This is a genomic window from Bacillus sp. Marseille-Q3570 (assembly GCF_946151055.1).
GTDB lineage: Bacteria > Bacillota > Bacilli > Bacillales > Fictibacillaceae > Pseudalkalibacillus.
This window is the reverse complement of the sequence record NZ_CAMGYZ010000003.1, coordinates 355163-374993: the sequence shown is the minus strand read 5'-3', so window position 1 is coordinate 374993 and position 19831 is coordinate 355163. Positions and strand designations below refer to the sequence as shown.

The 19831-nt window shown below is 42.3% G+C and carries 21 protein-coding genes, 1 riboswitch and 1 other annotated feature; of the genes, 6 read left to right on the top strand and 15 right to left on the bottom strand.

Annotated elements, in window-relative coordinates; genetic code table 11:
- Positions 1-150: 150 nt before the first annotated feature.
- Positions 151-1554 (bottom strand): dipeptidase PepV, encoded by a 1404-nt coding sequence (gene pepV / locus N8M93_RS07685; RefSeq protein ID WP_261130706.1) that lies wholly within the window; start codon positions 1552-1554, stop codon positions 151-153.
- Positions 1555-1572: 18 nt separating this feature from the next.
- The gene (locus tag N8M93_RS07680) at positions 1573-2586 is read right to left on the bottom strand and encodes a TrkA family potassium uptake protein (RefSeq protein WP_261130705.1); all 1014 of its coding nucleotides are present in this window, start codon (positions 2584-2586) and stop codon (positions 1573-1575) included.
- Positions 2587-2930: 344 nt separating this feature from the next.
- Between N8M93_RS07680 and N8M93_RS07675 the strand changes: the two genes are divergently transcribed.
- Positions 2931-3149, top strand: coding sequence for a DeoR family transcriptional regulator (locus N8M93_RS07675; protein ID WP_221566458.1), 219 nt, complete (start codon positions 2931-2933; stop codon positions 3147-3149).
- 126 nt (positions 3150-3275) lie between these two features.
- On the opposite strand, the gene N8M93_RS07670 is transcribed toward N8M93_RS07675, so the two are convergent.
- Together N8M93_RS07670 and N8M93_RS07665 are read right to left on the bottom strand one after the other, a co-directional pair.
- Positions 3276-3905 (bottom strand): PRC-barrel domain-containing protein, encoded by a 630-nt coding sequence (locus N8M93_RS07670; protein WP_261130704.1) that lies wholly within the window; start codon positions 3903-3905, stop codon positions 3276-3278.
- 62 nt (positions 3906-3967) lie between these two features.
- Positions 3968-4690 carry a pseudouridine synthase gene (locus N8M93_RS07665; protein WP_261130703.1) on the bottom strand — a complete coding sequence of 241 codons (723 nt, stop codon included), beginning with the start codon at positions 4688-4690 and terminating at the stop codon, positions 3968-3970.
- Between the two features lie 91 nt (positions 4691-4781).
- Here N8M93_RS07665 and N8M93_RS07660 point away from each other — a divergent pair, with 91 nt between their 5' ends.
- On the top strand, positions 4782-5216 hold the full coding sequence (locus N8M93_RS07660) for a DUF6884 domain-containing protein (protein ID WP_261130702.1): 435 nt from the start codon (positions 4782-4784) through the stop codon (positions 5214-5216).
- Between the two features lie 39 nt (positions 5217-5255).
- On the opposite strand, the gene N8M93_RS07655 is transcribed toward N8M93_RS07660, so the two are convergent.
- Both N8M93_RS07655 and N8M93_RS07650 read right to left on the bottom strand, forming a co-directional pair.
- Positions 5256-6899 carry a polysaccharide biosynthesis protein gene (locus N8M93_RS07655; protein WP_261130701.1) on the bottom strand — a complete coding sequence of 548 codons (1644 nt, stop codon included), beginning with the start codon at positions 6897-6899 and terminating at the stop codon, positions 5256-5258.
- Positions 6900-6980: 81 nt separating this feature from the next.
- A complete protein-coding gene (locus tag N8M93_RS07650; RefSeq protein WP_261130699.1) occupies positions 6981-7361 on the bottom strand; it encodes a hypothetical protein in 381 nt (126 codons plus the stop codon).
- 188 nt (positions 7362-7549) lie between these two features.
- Between N8M93_RS07650 and N8M93_RS07645 the strand changes: the two genes are divergently transcribed.
- Together N8M93_RS07645 and N8M93_RS07640 are read left to right on the top strand one after the other, a co-directional pair.
- Complete coding sequence (locus tag N8M93_RS07645; protein WP_261130697.1) at positions 7550-8806, top strand: NAD(P)/FAD-dependent oxidoreductase; 1257 nt, start codon at positions 7550-7552, stop codon at positions 8804-8806.
- A 20-nt stretch (positions 8807-8826) separates the two neighbouring features.
- On the top strand, positions 8827-9276 hold the full coding sequence (locus N8M93_RS07640) for a GNAT family N-acetyltransferase (RefSeq protein WP_261130696.1): 450 nt from the start codon (positions 8827-8829) through the stop codon (positions 9274-9276).
- Between the two features lie 2 nt (positions 9277-9278).
- On the opposite strand, the gene N8M93_RS07635 is transcribed toward N8M93_RS07640, so the two are convergent.
- From N8M93_RS07635 to N8M93_RS07595, 9 genes are all read right to left on the bottom strand, one after another.
- The gene (locus N8M93_RS07635; RefSeq protein WP_261130695.1) at positions 9279-9755 is read right to left on the bottom strand and encodes an 8-oxo-dGTP diphosphatase; all 477 of its coding nucleotides are present in this window, start codon (positions 9753-9755) and stop codon (positions 9279-9281) included.
- Positions 9756-9806: 51 nt separating this feature from the next.
- Complete coding sequence (locus tag N8M93_RS07630) at positions 9807-9998, bottom strand: sporulation protein Cse60 (protein WP_221566467.1); 192 nt, start codon at positions 9996-9998, stop codon at positions 9807-9809.
- An 85-nt stretch (positions 9999-10083) separates the two neighbouring features.
- Positions 10084-10419: a rhodanese-like domain-containing protein gene (locus N8M93_RS07625; RefSeq protein ID WP_261130694.1), complete on the bottom strand. Its 336-nt coding sequence runs from the start codon at positions 10417-10419 to the stop codon at positions 10084-10086.
- A gap of 99 nt (positions 10420-10518) precedes the next feature.
- A complete protein-coding gene (locus N8M93_RS07620; RefSeq protein ID WP_261130693.1) occupies positions 10519-10827 on the bottom strand; it encodes a rhodanese-like domain-containing protein in 309 nt (102 codons plus the stop codon).
- Positions 10828-11123: 296 nt separating this feature from the next.
- Entirely contained in the window at positions 11124-11597 is a 474-nt protein-coding gene (locus N8M93_RS07615; RefSeq protein ID WP_261130692.1) for an acyl-CoA thioesterase, read from the bottom strand.
- Positions 11598-11850: 253 nt separating this feature from the next.
- Positions 11851-12042: riboswitch (cobalamin riboswitch) on the bottom strand.
- Positions 12043-12111: 69 nt separating this feature from the next.
- Positions 12112-14529, bottom strand: a complete 2418-nt coding sequence (gene leuS, locus N8M93_RS07610; RefSeq protein ID WP_261130691.1) for a leucine--tRNA ligase — start codon at positions 14527-14529, stop codon at positions 12112-12114.
- Between the two features lie 585 nt (positions 14530-15114).
- Positions 15115-15339, bottom strand: a binding site (T-box leader).
- Positions 15340-15440: 101 nt separating this feature from the next.
- Positions 15441-15992 (bottom strand): HD domain-containing protein, encoded by a 552-nt coding sequence (locus N8M93_RS07605; protein ID WP_261130690.1) that lies wholly within the window; start codon positions 15990-15992, stop codon positions 15441-15443.
- A gap of 21 nt (positions 15993-16013) precedes the next feature.
- Positions 16014-16622 carry a phosphatase PAP2 family protein gene (locus N8M93_RS07600; protein WP_261130689.1) on the bottom strand — a complete coding sequence of 203 codons (609 nt, stop codon included), beginning with the start codon at positions 16620-16622 and terminating at the stop codon, positions 16014-16016.
- A gap of 130 nt (positions 16623-16752) precedes the next feature.
- Positions 16753-17943 (bottom strand): MFS transporter, encoded by a 1191-nt coding sequence (locus tag N8M93_RS07595; protein WP_261130688.1) that lies wholly within the window; start codon positions 17941-17943, stop codon positions 16753-16755.
- A gap of 199 nt (positions 17944-18142) precedes the next feature.
- On the opposite strand from N8M93_RS07595, the gene N8M93_RS07590 reads away from it, so the two are divergent.
- Both N8M93_RS07590 and N8M93_RS07585 read left to right on the top strand, forming a co-directional pair.
- Entirely contained in the window at positions 18143-19108 is a 966-nt protein-coding gene (locus tag N8M93_RS07590) for a TIGR01212 family radical SAM protein (RefSeq protein WP_261130687.1), read from the top strand.
- On the top strand, positions 19105-19680 hold the full coding sequence (locus N8M93_RS07585; RefSeq protein ID WP_261130685.1) for a class I SAM-dependent methyltransferase: 576 nt from the start codon (positions 19105-19107) through the stop codon (positions 19678-19680). The genes N8M93_RS07590 and N8M93_RS07585 overlap by 4 nt, the downstream gene beginning before the upstream one ends.
- Positions 19681-19831 lie beyond the last annotated feature (151 nt).

The window sequence follows — 19831 nt, the reverse complement described above, 5'->3', positions numbered from 1 at the left end:
TTCAGATTTTTAGACTTATTTCCAGATTTTTAGAATCATAACCGAATTTTTTGACTTCGTTTCTCCGCTTGCCCTTTCCCCAAAGGGTCGAATGCGTTATTTTCACAAAAAGACAAGCCGAACAAAATGTCCAGCTTGTCCTTCGTCCATTCACTTCGCCAACTCGTAGATCGCTTGAGCATAGATTGCGGTTGCCTTCATCAGACTAGCGATATCAACGTATTCATCTTTTTGATGGGCGATTTCCTCAGCACCAGGGAACTGTGCACCAAACGCCACTCCTGCATCGAGAGAACGAGCATATGTCCCTCCACCGATTGAAATCAAATACCCATCCTCGCCTGTTTGTTGCTCGTATACATCCATCAGTTTTTTGATCAATTCATGATCTTTCGGCACGTGGTGAGGTGTTAAGTGTTCAATTTCAGTCAATTCATACCCAAACTTTTCTCCGGCTTTTTTTAAGATACCTAGCGTCTTGCCAAAATCATGGGACACAGGATAACGAAGATTCAAGCCAAAACGGCCTCCTTTTTCTTCCGTATAGCTCATGATCCCTGTATTCATCGTCAATGGTCCAGTAATTTCGTCCGAGTCCTTGATACCTAATTTTGTTCCATCCGTATCATCGGTCAAATAACCATTGGCTAGCCGGATGAAATTATCCGCTTGTCCACCAAGTGGATAGCTTGATATGAAAGATGCCAAGAACAATCCTGCATTCTTTCCTTTTTCAGGCTTACTTCCATGATACGATACGCCTTCAATGACCATTTTGTATTGCCCATTTTCCTGTTGCACATTGCCATTCAATCCACGATCCGAAAGAAAAGAATTGAACTCCCCCTCGAGTGATTCAAGACCGGACCCTTCTAAAACCGCTTCAGCGTAATCCGGTACCATGTTCAACCGTCTCCCTGAATCGAAGGAAACAAGATGGACGTCACTGCGATCAGTAGCATTCACTTCTTTTTGTTTCCACTCACAATCGAATAATCCTTTTTCGGCATATATGATCGGAAAGCTTGCATCAGGCGCGAAACCCATCGTAGGCATTTCCTCATGCTTGAAATAATGCTTTACACAGTTCCAATTGCTTTCTTCATCTGTTCCAATGATCATTCTTACCCGCCTGTTCAAATCAAGACCTAGGTCTTTGACGATTTTCATCGCATAGTATGCTGCCATGGTAGGTCCTTTATCATCGATCGCTCCTCTAGCATAAATTCGACCGTCTCTGATTTCTGCTGCAAATGGATCCGAACTCCAACCGTCCCCAGCAGGCACGACGTCTATATGGCAAAGGATTCCGATTAACTCTTTCCCTTTTCCGAATTCCAAATGACCAGCATAACCGTCAAGATTTTTACTTGTAAAACCGTCCGCTTCTCCTTTTTCCAATAGATGGCATAGCGTACGCTGAATGCCTTCTCCGAAAGGAGCACCTTCTTGGACTGTTTCAGGATCGAGGATAGACTCAAACCTTAATAGATCCTGTAAATCATTCAAGAAATCCTCTTTTCGCTTTTCTACTTCATTTTTCCAATCAATCATACAATCACATCCCTCTGATTAAGAAGCTTGAATTCTTTCGTATGTTTCACGATCACAAATGACGAACAACCTTGCATGTGAAGGAATAGCTTCCTTCCTCCTGCGATTGATATCCATCTTATCCCCATCTGCAATTAAGGTTGCTCCCTCTTTGATCAACTCATCAAAAGCATCCTGATAGATTTTCCAGTGCGGTTTTCGTTTGATTTCATAAAGGTTGTCCCCGATACCACGGCTCATCAGCTGACTGTATATTTTTGAAATTCCGTTAGAAATCGCTGAACGGACAGCCAATCGTGAAATCGTCTCGTTTGATAGAATGAACTCGTCCACTTTTACATGCCGGAAGTTTTTGATATGGTTCTCATTCAAGATTTCAACAGTGCTATGAATATCTGGAGAAAGGCTTTCAATCGTCGTAACAATCAATAATGTCTTTCCATCCGTAAGCAGAGGATCTTTGATTGTATCATCGGCAAAGAGCAATACTGATTTTGCTCCTGGTAGATTCGCCTGCAGGAGAACCTCTTCATGTGCCGCGTCCCCCTGGATGTAATGAACATTTTCATGCAGATAAGGTGATTTCGGTAATTGATCGATGATTACCACCTCATCGATTTCTTCTGATTGCAAAATTTCTTCTATAGCGAATCGCGCTTTCTGCGACCACCCAATGATGACAATATGTCCTTCGTATTTATAGTCCAACAACCCTTCCTCCTTCCTGCGCCTGATCATTCCAAAACCATCCACTACTTTTCCAATGACAACACCGATCAACCCAATACCGATTATGTATAAAAAGACGGCGTAAATACGACCTCCGACAGAACTTGGATAGAAATCCCCATAGCCGACAGTGGTTACTGTTGTCATTACCCACCAAAAGGCATCGAATGGGTTGGAAAATGTCTCAGGCTCGATCAACCCCATGATCCACGTACTTCCAACAATCAATATCAAGCTTGATAAAAAAATGAAAACAGTATTCAGTTTGATGACACTAATCCAAAATCGTTTTAAAAGTAACACAGATTTCCTCCTTCCTTTACGACAATAACACAAATTATGGATACACACTTTGAATTATTCACAGAATTATTATACAATATTTCTAACTAGGAGGTGGGGGATCGTTATTATCCGAAATCCACTCGAAAATGAGAAGTACAGTGGGGTGTTACGGAAATCTGACTTGGAATGGCAGTCAGTCACATCTCTATGCAACAGTTTCCTATGAACCAAGCACTAATTGTCCAGTGTATCTGCAATTATAATTTTTTGAATATTTAAACAAGATATTAATATTATATTAACACTCAGTGGGTACACTGAAGTTGTAACGTAGCAGTGCAAAAAAGGTAAGGAGTGGTTGTTTGAGTCCTTCGACTGAACGTATGTTGAACCGTGTTAAAGCAATCTATATGTTTATCAATGAAAGTGGTACGGTCACAACACAACAGCTTGTCGACGAATTCGGTACGACACAAAGAACGATTCAGCGAGATTTAAACGTACTAACGTATAATAACTTGGTGTCAAGTCCAACAAGGGGAAAATGGCAAACGACATCTAAAAAAGTGAAATTAGCTTAAATGACGAAAATGTGGCACAGCCAAACCTTAACCAGGCTGAGTCATTACTGAAAGAAAACTGGCCCCAACCTCATGGAACCTATTGAGATTGGAGCCAGTTTTTTTGGTTTCATCTTGCTACCCTGGTTAGATTTCATTCATACTCTCAACCAGATGGTCTTTAAAGTGATTTGGTACAATGATGTGCTCCGGACCCCAGTCCATCGTTTCTTCCAGTCGCATGAACCGGTTCTCCTCCGATACAAGCTTCGCCCAGAATCCTTCTGCAAGGGCCAGACCAACGACCCTCCTTTGATCCCAGTCAATGACAACATCAATTACTTTCCCTAACGTCTCATCGCTTTCTGTCTTGACTTTTTTGCCCACGATTGACGAAGCTGCAATCGACTCGATTGGATCATGAAGCTGTTGGTCGACTCCCGTTATACTCACATGATGCTCTGTCAGCTCTGTTACATCTTTGAAAGAGATATACCGTGTTTCTTTGTTGTAACTCTTAGAAAAGGTATCGTCTGCAGTTACTGGCGGTGTATTTGTGGCAGCTTGACCTCCAGCACTATTGACCACATTGTCCATGGAGGACTCGACACGGTTCGGCTCATCAATTTTTTCCGGATTCTTTTCTACAAAAAGAAGATAATCTAAATCATACGTTTTCTTATTTAGAAGCAAATCCTCTACTTTTCTTTTCGATGATTCTTCATTTTCGTTCGTTACGATTTTCTGATTCAGGATATCTTTACCGAATATCAGCATTTTAGATTCTCCTTTTTTCAAGTATGTTTGATTAATACCCTTCTACAGCGGGTATAAAACTCTCAGGGCATTGGAGAATCGTTTTCTAACAGCTTGATCTCATCTGTTGTGAGAAATCGGTATTGTCCTTGTGAAAGGGATGGGTCCAGCTTCAATGATCCCATTTGGAGTCTCTTCAAATAAGTAACCTTTTTATCGACTGCTTCAAACATTCGCTTCACTTGATGAAATTTTCCTTCCGTAATCGTCAACTCGATTTCAGACTGCGTATCACTCATGTGGATTATCAGCTCAGCAGGCTTTGTTACATACCCATCATCAAGCTCAACACCTTTTTTAAAGAGGGAACGATCGTCTTCAGTTACAATACCATCAATTTTCGCATAGTATGTTTTCGGTACATGTTTCTTTGGAGCGAGCAACCGATGTGAAAGCTGGCCATCGTTCGTCAAAATCAATAAACCCTCTGTATCTTTATCAAGACGGCCTACTGGAAATGGTTTATGTAAAGCCACTTCTTCATCTAAGAGATCAACGACCGTCTTATGATGATTGTCTTCTGTAGCAGATATGACACCATTTGGTTTATTCATCATTACATAAATGTGCTTTATATAATTTACAATTTCCTCGCCGACTGTAATTGTAGCTGTTTCAGGATCAACGTGAGATTTTCCATCCTTCAAGATTTCACCGTCAACTTTTACAAGACCGTTTTTCAGCAGTTTCTTAACTTCTTTTCGACTTCCATAGTTCATATTTGCTAATAACTTGTCGATCCTCACGCAAAAACCTCCCAACAAATGTAAAATTGTAGCTTATTTTTTCCATTTAAGTGTATAATAAAATAAAAATAGTCCAAAAGGAGGGGTACTATTGAAACAATCAATCGGCTTACTTGCTACTGGCAGAAAAAAATTGGACCATCCTGCACCTGTGCTTGAATTTTATACAAGCCCATTGTTCCAAAAATCAGTGCAATATGCAAAAGAACATTATGATCGTTTCTATTTTTACAATGCAAAAGACGGACTACTTTTACCTGATCAGACTTTGGAGCCCTATGATCTTTCTATCAAGACATTTTCTATCATGGAAAAAAAGGTGTGGGCTAGAAATGTAATCGATACATTTTTGAAGTATGAATCCCCTGAAGAGGTCATCGTCTATCTCCATGGCGGAAAAGTATATCGAGATCATTTGGAGCCACAACTCGAGCAAAAGGGCTATGAATATGAGATTCCAATGAAAGGGCTGGGCATCGGCCAACAACTAGCCTGGTTTGATAAACAATTAAGCAACTCGGAATAAAAAATTTATTGCAACAGAAAAGGCCTTTCGATAAAGGCCTTAATTTGAACGTACTTTTTTACGTTTGAAGATCCGTTCGATTCGCTCGCCGAAAATGTGTTGTAGGAGCCCCGAGAAGTGACTCATATAGAGGTAGACCCCTGCTCCTGCCAGTACACATACAAGCAGAACGGATAAGGAAGTAAAGGTACGGCTATAATCAGTCCCTACGATTCCTTCAACCCCCCATTTGGCAAGAATGACCGCGATCACCATCATCCCAATGAACATACCAATCAAGATGGAGCGTTTGAATACAGGTCTGAATTGATATTTAGCATATTTTTTGATGATCATGACATTGATCACAATTGATAGAATATAACCCAAATTTGTACCAACAATTGCACCTGCTATACCTATATTCGCAATCAAAATATAGTTCAAGCTCAATTTCACGAAAATTCCCATCATCAGACTATACACAGCAAACTTTTGTTTATTGATCCCTTGTAGGATGGCAGCAGTCACTGTGAATAATGCAAAAAGAATGGCTGTCGGCGCGTACCCTGAGAGAACCTCTCCACCGATTTCTATGTTGTTTGAAAACAGCAACGAGTATGCAGGTAATCCAAGCAATGCAAGGCCAACTCCAGCTGGCACTGTCAAGAACAGGACGATTTCAAAAATCTTTGTAATCTGACTTTGCAAAACTGAAAAGTCTTTTTTTGTGTAAAGTGTTGTAATTAACGGAATGACGGTCAATGCAAGTCCTGTCGCTAATGAAACCGGAATCATGATCAACTTCTGTGAGTAGGCCTGGAGAACAGCATAGTAGGATTCAGCTCTCGCCAGATCATAGCCGAATCCGTTACGAAGCGCATTCGTAATCGTAAACTGATCGATGACTTGATAGATTGGAATTGCTAAGCCGACCGCTACGAACGGAATCGCATATTGAATGAGTTCCTTATACATTTTTGGCAGTGAAACCTTGTGATCGACACTATCTTTCATCAGTTTATCCAAATGCGGTTTCCGTTTTTTCCAATACCAGAGCAGAATGATCAATGAAGCAAGAGCCCCCACAAACGCAGCAAACGTTGCAAAACCTACTGCTGTGCTGATTTCACCCTTGAATACGACAATGACTAAAAACGCACTGACCAGGATGAATCCTACGCGGACGATCTGCTCGATCACCTGTGACAGCCCTGTAGGTCCCATCGATTGGAATCCCTGGAAGTAACCCCTGATCAAACTCATGATCGGTACGATGATGAGGGCTGTAGAAACCAGACGGATAACCATTATGACATCCTCCAACGAGTTCCCATCGGTTCCTTCTTTGTTACTGACCAGTAAGGTCGCAATCCACTCAGCTAATGAAAACAGCAAAAGGAATGCAACAATACCACTGATCGTCATCACAACAAGTCCTGATTTCAAAAGACGTCTTCCGGTAACATAATCCCCTAACGCATTATATTTCGACACAAATTTCGATACCGCTAACGGCAGTCCTAGAGTAGAAATGCTTAAGAAAACCGTATAAGGGGTGTACGCATAACTATAAAGTGCCCCACCGGATACCTCATCCGTTTCCACTAACCATTCGAACGGGATGACAAAAATCAACCCAAGAAATTTAGAAAAGAAAGTAGCCGCTGTTAAAATCAACGTGCCACGTATCAACTTTGACATATAACGTTCCAACTCCTAATGCCATTTCGTATAATCCTATGTATTTTACCATAGTATGATAGCTTTCGCTAAAGCTTTTCATTAAGGTGTCGGTCTTGGAGTGAACTCTATCTTCGGCAGCCATAATAATGGCGTATCGTCGTCAATCTCTTCGAGCATCGTCGAAGTGATAGCGATATGAAAAAGAGCTTGAGCCTCTTCCTCCAGGAGCAACTTACCGGCATGATCATTTTTGAAAAGCAGAGCACGCTCTTCTCCGCTGTCAAGTTTGAAACAAAAAACATAGCCCTCCATCTCCTCGTCGTATAACCATAAATAAGAATACCCACTATTGTCGATTCGAACGAGTTGATCGAATTTTGGAAATGATAGTAATAATACAGGGGTTTCATTATACGTTGTCCAGCCCCCATCTTCTGGTATATAACCTTCCGTCACAGATGGGGTGTATTGATTGTCCATAGATCGAACATGCCTCCTTGCTCCAATTTCTATAACATTTGGAATACGTACTATAAACATGGTATCTTACAGAAGAGATAAAGAAAACATGGTAAAGCCAAGCCCTGGTGAAGGCTGAGCCATAGTTGCACTTATACTGAAGAAAGTGTTTATACTTTCTTTAAGTATAAATAAAAGTAGGTGTACTTATGAAATACGATATCATTATAATAGGCGGCGGTCCTTCAGGTTTGATGGCAGCTGTTGCAGGGGCTTCAAACGGTGACTCCGTCTTATTGATCGATAAAGGTGATAAACTTGGCAGAAAACTTGCCATTTCTGGTGGCGGCCGCTGTAATGTCACAAACCGGCTTCCGATTGAAGAAATCATCAAACACGTGCCAGGAAACGGCAAATTCCTCTACAGTGCCTTCAACATCTTCAACAATGAAGACATCATCGCCTTTTTCGAAGGGCTTGGTATCAGTTTGAAGGAAGAAGACCACGGGCGCATGTTCCCCGTGAATGACAAGGCGCAGTCTGTCGTTGATGCCATGCTTAAGAAAATCAAAGAGCTGGGTGTCGACATCCGTACAAAAACAGAAGTCAACAAAGTAATCTATGAAGATAATAAAGCAAAAGGAATTCATTTGAAGAATGGCGAAAAGGTATATTCCAGAGCGGTGATCATCGCAGTAGGCGGTAAGTCTGTACCGCATACAGGTTCCACCGGGGATGGCTATGCATGGGCAAAAGATGCGGGCCACACGATTACTGATCTTTACCCGACCGAAGTTCCGCTTACTTCGGACGAAAGATTCATTAAAGAAAAGACCCTTCAGGGATTGTCACTTCGTGATGTCGCCTTAAGTGTCTTGAAACCGAATGGCAAACCGATCATCACCCATCGGATGGACATGATCTTCACTCATCTAGGAATTTCCGGTCCTGCTGTACTCCGCTGTAGTCAATTTGTCGTCAAAGCATTGAAAAAGAGTAAAGATGGGTACGTCTCGATGAACATCGATCTCATGCCGGACCAAAATGCAGAAGAAATTTTCCAGGAATTGATCACTATGTTGAAGGACGAACCGAAAAAGGCGATCAAGAACGTTTTGAAAGGATGGATTCCAGAGAGGCACCTTCATTTTTTGCTTGAAAAAGCGGAAATCAGCCTTGATACGGTCTACAGCCAGCTCTCACATTCCTCTTTACGCGAGTTCGCCAATCTGGTAAAGGGTTTCACTTTCAAAGTGAATGGAACATTACCGATTGAGAAAGCTTTCGTAACAGGTGGAGGGGTTTCGACAAAAGAGGTTGAACCTAAGACGATGCGGTCAAAATTCGTACCGAACTTGTATTTTTGCGGTGAAATTCTGGACATCCACGGCTATACAGGAGGCTACAATATTACTTGCGCGTTCGTGACCGGACATCTTGCAGGCACGAATGCAGCAAAAGATTAACTACAGAGGGAGATTGGGATATGGGGTACAGTTACAAAGGTGAATACTTTCTTTCAATGGTTCAAGAAGAAATGGATCTTCAGTACATCCATGACTATTTAAGCAATGAATCCTATTGGGCAAAAGGGATTGATTTTAATACGGTTGAAAAATCGGTCAAAAACTCACTTTGTTTCGGTCTGTTCCATAATGTTACCCAGGTCGGCTTCGCTAGAGTGATCACGGACTATGCGACGTTCGGATATTTGGCCGATGTTTTCATTGATGAACGTCATCGAGGACAGGGGCTATCCAAATGGATGGTGTCTGAAATCATGAACCATCCTGATTTACAGAAATTAAGAAGATTGATGCTGGTTACGAAAGATGCCCATGGACTTTATGAACAATTCGGTTTCGAAGTTTTCAAAAACGAAGACAATGGCTTGATGGGAATACGGAGAAAAGCTGAAGAAATGTACAGGGGCTGATCTTAACGGATCAGACCTATTTCTTTTATTTGGGACAGACGGCCACCCCGATAGATGCAAAGATAGTTGCAAGCTTCTTTTCCTTGCAACATATCGGGGAGAAAATGCCTGATGTTGCTCACGACCCCCTGGTTATCATCGTCAAGTATCCAGGTCAATTCCTTCCAGTCAAGGATTCCTTCATCCATTTTTATAGGAGTCGGATAGGTGTTCTCTTCTGTCATGTTTACGATAAAAACATGCATTCCGCCGATTTCCTCATCGTCAACTTCCCAACGGACGATTCCACCATACTGTGGCGAAGAAATACGATAACCTGATTCCTCTTCCACCTCACGGATGACGCTTTGTTCAGGGTTTTCGTCTGGCTCAAGTTTTCCACCTACTCCATTCCACAAGCCTTTATTCGGTGCTTTGTTGCGATTGAGCATCAAAACTTGCGATCCTTTAATCAAAAAACATATGCAAAATCGAATCATATCTTCACACACCTAAGCCGTTTTCCTATTAGTCTATCATTATTCCATCCGTCATGCCCGATAAAGGATCATTGCTGAAAAACTGTAAAGAGATTCGAAGTCTTCCGTGTCTTCATCCACAGCCATTGAGACTTCGTATTTGATATCAATGAACTTTGATTCATGCAGCTGGGTAAGAAATTCGTTAATCTCCTCTTCTAGATCCTGCTCATGTTCTGCTTCAAAGAGTTTGACCTGCAACAAAAAAACACCCCCTGAATTATACGTTCATCACGTAAAATTCACCCGAGGGTGCCTGAAATCCTTTGACGAAAGACTTCTACTTTTGTCAGGAAACCGTTACATAATAGATGAATCTATCCGTTTTCCGCTTTAAAATCCGCGCCGCCATGGCTGCAACATACTTAGATTCTGCAATAACAACGATATCCCGATCGCAGATCTCTTCCTCTTTTGTCGTCCTGGACAGGTAGGACAGCGGAATGTTTTTTGTCATGATCGGAAATGGATTCCGATAAGAAGATTGATAATCACGTACATCGATCATGCAATATTCATCATGGTCTACAGCCTCTTGTTGAAATGTTTTCAGTTTCATAAAAGGAAGTAGATAGGAGAAGAAGATATACACAACTAACACGAACAGGGTTGCTCCCCAAATCATCTCTCCGTTTCCCCTTTCTGTCTATTTTAATAAGCCCTTTTGAAAAAATTATTGTTTTTGCATTTAATCGATAACAACAAATTCAGACAAAAACTTTTATTATTTTGTTTCGCCTTCCCACTCGAGCATGCCGCCTACCATGTTCTTCACCTTAAAGCCTTGCTCTTGTAAGAATAGTCCGGCATTTTCACTGCGGCGACCTGAGCGGCAAACCATGATGTGCTCCTGGTCTTTTTCGATTTCGCCCAGACGTTCTGGAATTTCCATCAAACGGATATGCTTCGCTTCAGGAATCTTCCCTGCAGCCACCTCTTCATCTTCACGAACATCTATTATTGAAATTTCCTTTCCGTCTTTAAGAAGCTTTTCAACATCAGCTGGCGTAATGGTTTTGATTTCATTTTCCATACTCAACACCCTTTCGCTATCTATATCATTATGCTTTATTATAGTCATTCCGCCACTTATTTTACGAACTTCACTAACAAAAGTAAAGGAATTGATTCCATGTGGAGGAAATTTCTTAGAAGAGGCGCCAGATTAAATTTAATGATGGGGTTAGAAGGTTTAAAGAAAACTTGGCAAAGCCAAGCGTAAGCGAAGGATGAGACTTAGTTGACCTTATAATGAAGAAAGTAGTTATACTTTCTTTAAATGGAAAATGGAAAAGACCAGCCAATCGGATTTTAGCTGGTCCTAACCATTTACCGGATCAACGCCCGATGTCTACGATTTTCTTTTCTGGCTGGCGCTGTTGTATGCAGTCTGCATTCTTCCTCTGTCTCTGGAATGATTTTGGGGACAGGAACAGGTTTACCTGACGCATCAACAGCTACCATCGTCAAAAAAGATTCGGTTGTCAGTGTCTTTTCGTCAGTCAATAGATTGGAAGAAAACACTTTGACGTAGACTTCCATCGATGTTCTACCTGTCGACGTCACGAATGCTTCAAGCCCAAGCGCATCACCGACTTTTGCAGATGATAAAAAATCAACAGAATCGATCGATGCCGTCACGACGACACTATTCGAGTGCTTCATTGCTGATAATGCAGCAATTTCATCAATGTATGATAACACTTTTCCACCGAAAATCGTTTGCAGATGATTCGTGTCAGGCGGTAACACAAGTTTTGTTTGAATGATTCTTGACCTGCTGATTGGATATGATTGCTCCATCTTTTCCCCTCCGATTTTTAAACTTGTATGATTTTCAGGAATATTGCATAAAGCCATTTCCAGCACTTACATGTTTTCAGCAAATTCTATTTCATGTTAATAGGGTCCGTTAGCAACGTAATTGTAAAAAGCAACCAAAATAAAAACATCTTCTTTGCAAAGATGTACAGGCTAAAGCCGAAGAGGATTATAACCAAATTGGCTTTCCAATCGTCTTTCGAGCACGTAACACCCTCCTATCTCCCGTAGGATTTTCTGTGTTCTTCCTTATGGCAGGTCTCCTGGCTTGGTATCATCGGTTCGAAAAACCCTTCCCATTTCCTTATGAAACAGTGGCATGTCAAGAACCTCAACCTTACAGTGGCGGGACCGCGCCGGAATCTCACCGGCTTCCCTTTCAAGGACTGATTAAGAACATCAGCCCACCATAAAGCAACATATTGATTTATTCATCCATAATTATAGCATAGAAAAAGGATTGACTCCGTAATGAAGCCAATCCTTCCTCGTTTGTTCAATTTGCGACGATATTGACTAACTTGCCAGGTACTGCAATGACTTTACGTACCGTTTTACCATCGATGTTTTCTTTCACCTTATCATCTGCCAATGCGATCTCTTCTAATTGACCTTTATCAGCGTCTGTTGGAACCATCAATTTCGCTCTGACTTTACCGTTGATTTGAACGACGATTTCCACCTCATTCTCTGTAAGCTTCGATTCGTCGAACGTTGGCCAGTTTGAATATGTGATCGTTTCAGTATGACCGAGCTTCTCCCAAATTTCCTCTGCGATATGAGGAGCAACTGGAGACAACAACTGGATGAACCCTTCCATGAATGGTTTCGGCAAAACATCCTGCTTATACGCTTCGTTGATGAAGACCATCATTTGTGAGATCCCAACGTTGAAGCGCAACTCCGCGAAGTCATCAGAAACTTTTTTCACAGTCTGATGATAAACCCTCTCAAACCGCTCATTCGGCTCTACGTCCTGGATTTTTCCGGACACTGTACCATCCTCTTCGACAAATAGACGCCACACACGATCCAAGAAGCGCCGGGACCCATCCAATCCATTTTCGGACCAGGCGATGCTTGCATCAAGCGGCCCCATGAACATTTCGTAAAGTCGTAACGTATCTCCACCATGTGTCTTGACGACTTCGTCTGGATTGACAACATTCCCTTTCGACTTACTCATCTTCTCGTTGTTTTCACCCAGGATCATACCCTGGTTGTAAAGACGCTGGAACGGCTCTTTTGTCGGAACCACTCCACAATCGTACAGGACTTTATGCCAGAAACGAGCATACAACAAGTGAAGTACCGCATGTTCCGCCCCTCCGATATAAAGATCGACTGGAAGCCAGTGCTTCAATTTCTCTTCAGAAGCAAGCTGATCGTTGTTATCTGGATCGATGTAACGAAGGTAATACCAGCAGCTGCCTGCCCATTGCGGCATCGTATTCGTTTCACGGCGTCCTTTTTTACCAGTTTCAGGATCGACGACATTCACCCAGTCTTCAATATTCGCCAACGGTGATTCGCCAGTTCCTGAAGGCTTGATATTGTCTGTTTTCGGAAGAGTCAATGGCAACTCTTCCTCTGGAACTGCACTGCTCGTGCCATCTTCCCAGTGGATGACCGGGATCGGCTCACCCCAATAACGCTGACGGCTGAACAACCAATCGCGAAGACGGTAGGTCACTTTCTTTTCACCTTTACCGTTTTCTTCAAGCCATTGAATCATTTTCATAATTGCATCTTCTTTTCTCAATCCATTGAGGAAATCAGAGTTTACAAGTTCTCCATCTTCCGTATATGCTTCCTTTGATACATCTCCGCCTTTGACGACTTCAACGATTGGAAGTTCAAATTTTGCAGCGAATTCATAGTCACGTTCGTCATGTGCAGGAACAGCCATGATTGCGCCAGTTCCATAACTTGCTAAAACGTAATCAGCGATCCAGACAGGAATTTTTTCACCGTTTGCAGGGTTGATGGTATAAGCCCCAGTGAATACCCCAGTCTTTTCTTTAGCAAGTTCAGTACGCTCCAAGTCACTCTTCGTTTCAATATCTTTTTTATAAGTTTCAACTGCGGCTTTTTGATCTGCAGTTGTAATTTCGTCAACATAGGAATGTTCAGGCGCTAAAACCATGTATGTTGCTCCGAACAATGTATCCGGTCGAGTCGTAAAGACTGTAACAGATTTATCATGTCCATCGAAATCGAACGTAATTTCTGCACCTTCTGAGCGCCCGATCCAGTTACGTTGCATTTCCTTCAAGCTCTCTGGCCAATCAAGCTCTTCAAGGTCTTCCAATAAACGATCAGCGTATGCTGTGATCTTCAACATCCATTGTTTCATGGGCTTTCGGATTACAGGATGTCCGCCACGCTCACTTTTCCCTTCGATGACTTCCTCGTTCGCAAGAACTGTCCCCAATGCAGGACACCAGTTCACTGGTACCTCATCGACATATGCAAGACCTTTTTTATATAGTTGTAAAAAGATCCATTGCGTCCACTTGTAGTAATTCGGATCGGTCGTATTCACTTCACGATCCCAATCATATGAGAATCCAAGTTCCTTGATCTGTCTGCGGAACGTGTTGATGTTCTGTTCTGTGAACTCTGCTGGATCATTTCCAGTATCCAAAGCATATTGCTCTGCCGGAAGACCGAATGCATCCCACCCGATCGGATGTAGGACATTGTAACCTTGCATCCGCTTCATCCGTGCGACGATATCAGTCGCAGTGTACCCTTCCGGATGCCCAACGTGCAAACCAGCCCCAGATGGATACGGAAACATATCCAATGCGTAAAACTTCTTCTTTCCTGGTTCAAATTCAGTCTTGAACGTTTTGTTTTCTTCCCAATATGATTGCCATTTACGTTCAATTTGCATATGGTCAAAACCCATGACTGCCACTCCCATTCCATTTTTTAAGATTTAAGTATGATTTCTCTGTAATACTAAGTATTTTAAGGGCACTAAGTACCCGGATTCCACATTGTAGAACAACCTCAGTGCTGTTTTGAACAATTTTTACGTTACCATGAGCAATTTCTGTACTATCTTGAGCAAAATCTACCCTGTCTTGATAAATTTTAGCGTAGTCTTGAAGCAATCCTCAGGGTTAATCGTGCAAAAATATTTGAACTTCGACTAAACCCATCACGTCCTGTGATAACGTCGAAGTCAGCACATCCATGTGCAAGTCCGGAGGAACAAGACAACGCAGAGATCAGAAGCTTATCTCCCAAATACACCTGGTGAGTGAGAAGCGAGAAGTTCAAGGCAGCGCAGGGTCGAGACTCGGAGCTACGAGCGATACTTCATGAAGTACTACGAGTTGCACCGAGGAATCCATCTGCTGTGAAAATTCTTGAAGACACAGGTGCATAGTGTACTCTCACTATATCGTAGACACAAGCTAACGCTGAAATTCGAGGCTTATCACTCACCAGAAATTAATAAAACCTCCCGCCACTGATTTTGTATAACATCAGGGACGAGAGGTTGGATACACATAACCTTCCCGCGGTACCACCCGCATTAGTGCAATTTGCACTCACTCTAGCTCCTTATCGCGGAGAGACGATAAACGCTACTTGGATTCACGTTTATGGCTCGGAGGCGAGTTCAAATAGCTTTTCGGGTTGGCTTTTCACCTGCCGCCAACTCTCTTTGACCGTAGACTATTTTACTATTCCTCTTCTTTGCCTTTGAATTTGTGAAGAATTTAATTTGTATTGTATTCAGATTCTCAGGAAATGTCAAGCTTTTTTGAGAAAATGGGTTGATATCATGATAGGCTTTTTTCCTGGTTTTTATACGTTATCGAAAAACCGGTCTACCATCTTTTTGTATATGTAGAAAAATTCAGGTGTTTCATCTGGTGTTAGACCTTCCATTGCGTTGGCAGCGACACTTCGGTAATACCAGCTTTGCTTTTCTCTATCGCCTTTGAACTTCTCCCATATTGCTTCACCATCTTGGTTATAGGACTCGACCAGGCTTTTAAAATTATCAAGTTTATCAGCTACAATCAACGCTTTCACTTCTAAAGGGGCCGTTCGTATAAACTCGACGGTATGCTGTTTCCTCTCTGGCCATGTTTTTGTCTTGTCTTCTGTATTTGCCTTCACCAGTTCTGTTACTCGGTGACCGAATGCTTTGTCAATATCATCGAATTCCAATTCTGTGTCTTCAACAGTATCGTGAAGATAACCCGCAATGATCACGTCCTCCGGAAAGCCTGCTTCTTTTAACATCTCACCGACAGCGATCGGATGGACGACGTACTGCTCTCCTGATAATTTGCGTATTTGCCCTTCATGTGCTTGAACAGCCAGCTGTTCTGCCTCCTTGATTCTGTTCACTTACATCCCTCTTTTCTAACCTTACTGATACCCCCGCTCTGGCATAAAAACTTTTAACAACACTAAGGTTAGGATAAGCCAAATTCCTCCAGCAGAAAAGCCTGCAATTACGTCACTTGGAAAATGAACACCTATATAAACGCGGCTGAAACCGATCAGAAAAACAAGCGACCATGCAACAACCAGAACATACCCTGCCTGTTTTCCCTTCTTACTGAGATACGTCCAGACAAGATAACCGAGGAACCCTATGAATGCTGCAGAATTCATAGCATGACCGCTTGGAAAACTAAGACCGCCGACATCAAGTAACGGGTTATCATCAGGTCTCGTCCGGTCAAATCCATTTTTCAGAAGACCGTTCGCAAACCGGACCCCTACCAGGTTGAAAATAAGTACCAACGCAAGCTTGATTTTTTTATTTACAAGAAAATAGGTGCCGAGAAGAATCAGAATCGGAATCGATACATAACCAGATCCAACATACGTGATAAAAATGAAGAAACCGGTCAACCATTCTGAGCGTATCCCCCAGACGTGCTGCATGACCGTAGTATCAAAGCGTGTTAACGTATCATGCAGAAAACCCAGTATAGTAAATATGGCTAATAATAGTATGACAATCCACAAGGTATAGCTGTTCCACCTAGTTGAATGCCCGGACGAGCTCTTCTCCAATACTAAGTCACTCCTCTCTCCACTTCTTATTGTATTTCACCTTATGGACGAATATTATGCGTGAATATGTGAAAAAGCCGTACTAAGACGGCTTTCCTACCACGATTGATTGATTTTTGACAATTGTACGATCATGAAGGATTGAAATTCCGAGACTTGCAACCAGTAAAATAAGAACGATGATAAACATCGTTTCGATACCCGCTAAATCAACGATCAACCCTCCGATAATCGGTCCAAACATCCTACCTCCCGTTGCAGTACTATTGACGATACCTTGATAAAATCCTTCCCGGCCTTTCGGTGCTAATTCTCCTGCAATCGTCGGTACAGCTGGCCATACGAGCATTTCGCCAATGGTGAGGATGATCATCGCTGTCATGAAACCTATGAAGAAGCTAGCCTGTGAAGCCACCCAAAAAGAAATCATAAATATAAGAATACCGATGATGATCTGGAGTTTCGGTACCTTCAGCCAATGTTTGACGATCAATGCAAGAAGTGGCTGCCCAAGAACAATCAACGCTCCGTTAACTGTCCAAAGAAGACTATAATTTCCCAATGAAATTCCCATTGCCTGTGTAAATGATGCGATGGTCGTTTGCCATTGGACGTAAGCCAGCCAACAAATAAAATAAGCTGCACACAATAAGATCAGGGCATTGAAATGGGGCTTGCTCTTTATGGTGAGTCTTTCATCAAGAACACTCGAGACAATTGTGTCAGCATCAGATAGATGACGGTATCCAAAAAAAGCGACAAAGAAAAAACTAACAAACATGAGTGTATTCCCTACAAAAATCCATGTGAAATCAAATGATGCCAACAAACCTCCTGCAGCAGCACCCACGGCTACCCCTACGTTTTGAGCAACATAAATTGCGTTGTATGCTTTACGACCTCCTTCTTTCCAAATCATCCCTGCCATCGCATACATTGCTGGAAACACCATACCGGACCCAAAACCTAATATGATGAGAAAAAACATGTAAGGGTAGAAGCTATGATAGAAAATGAGACCGACTGAACTGAACAAAGTGATGGTTATCCCAATGAGGATCGCCCGATAGCCTCCTACCTTATCGAACAAATAGCCCCCAACCAGATTGCCGATAACACCAGCGCCTTCATTACCCATTAAAACAAGTCCCGCCAATGTCAAAGTTTTCCCAAGGTGATCATGTATGTAGACAGTGTTTAATGGCCATAAGAAAGAAGCACCCGTGACATTGATCATCATACCGATTATTAACAACCAAAGATGCTTTGGCACCTTATGTCCCCCCTAGACCTAAGCGTTATAAAACAAGCCACATGTGGACTGAATTACTTTTTTATACCAAAAAGATTGTATTCCTTTTTATAGATGTTGGCAATTGTTTTTTCCTTGTAGAATTCTCGATTGGCGGTCCATCGACCATCATGCTAAAATGCTCATAGAATGAAAATATGAAACATGGAAAGGGACTCTTATGTCTTATAACAACGCTGTTCCACCTCACTTCGGTGATAAACGATACTATACATGGAACAAACATCTGAAAGATCATTTCGGTGAAAAGATCATCAAAATTCCGATCGATGGAGGCTTCGACTGTCCGAACCGTGACGGAAATGTTGCTTCTGGAGGTTGCACTTTCTGTTCCCAAAGCGGGTCAGGGGATTTCGCTGGAAACCGTCGGGATGATCTCGTCAAACAATTCAATACCGTAAAAGAACGGATGCATAAAAAGTGGAAGAAAGGTAAATATCTAGGTTACTTCCAGGCTTTTTCAAACACCTATGATCCAGTTGAGGAACTCCGTGAAAAATTTGAAGTCATTTTAGAACAGGAAGGTGTTGTCGGACTTGCAATCGCAACACGACCTGATTGTCTGCCGGATGATGTGATCGAGTATTTAGCAGAGCTTAATGAGCGGACTTACCTTTGGGTGGAGCTTGGGCTGCAAACGGTTCATGAGGAAACAGCAGAACTCATCAACCGTGCGCACGATTACCAGTGTTATGTGGAGGGTGTGAACAAACTTCGGAAGCATGGCATCAGGGTCTGCTGTCATATCATTGACGGCCTGCCTCAGGAGACCCCAGAAATGATGATGGAAACTGCAAGGGAAGTAGCGAAGCTGGATGTACAGGGAATCAAAATCCATTTATTGCACTTATTGAAGAAAACCCCTATGGTGAAACAATATGAAAAAGGGTTAGTAGAATTCCTCGACTTCGATACATATATCAACCTTGTTTGTGATCAGTTGGAAGTACTTCCTCCTGACATGATGGTCCATCGATTGACTGGGGATGGACCTGCTGAGCTGTTGATCGGACCGATGTGGAGCATGAACAAATGGAACGTTCTGAATTCGATTGAAGCGGAACTGGAGCGGCGTAGCAGCTATCAGGGGAAGTTCTATCAGGGATTTGAGGTGTCCGCCCCATGATTTTAAGCCGGGTACTCCCATTCGCAAAAGAACTATTGGAAAAGGTGGTTGAGTCTGGCGGGGTAGCTGTAGACGCAACTGTCGGCAACGGTCACGATACACAATTTTTAGCGGAGCTGGTCGGAGAAAACGGTCTTGTTTATGGATTTGATATCCAGGATGATGCAATAGAAGCGACACAAAATCGATTACGGGAAAATAAGCTGGATGATCGAGTACGGTTGTTCACTGAAAGCCATGCTAAAGTGAAAGAATGTGTGGATGATAAGTATCATGGATCAATTCAGGGTGCAATGTTCAACCTTGGTTATTTACCGGGTAGTGATAAATCTGTCATTACAAAATCAGATTCGACACTTGCAGCCATTGAAGGATTGATGGAGATTTTGATGCCGGGCGGGTTGATTGTCCTTGTGGTTTATTACGGGCATGAGGGTGGTCAGGATGAAAAGGATTCGCTGACCGCGTTTTTACACAATATGGATCAGACTAACGCCCACGTCCTCCAATATCAATTCCTCAATCAGAAAAACACTCCTCCCTTTGTGGTGGCGATAGAGAAAAGAAGTTAAAGAAAACTTGGCAAATCAAAGTCTTTGGCGTAGGCGGAGCCTTAGTCCCACGAAAAAGCAATTGCTTTTCCTTCGTCCGGTGTATTGATTCCGAAGTTACCAGCTGTGCACTAATTTTAAAGGGAGTATTTTTTACTTGAAATGAAACAAC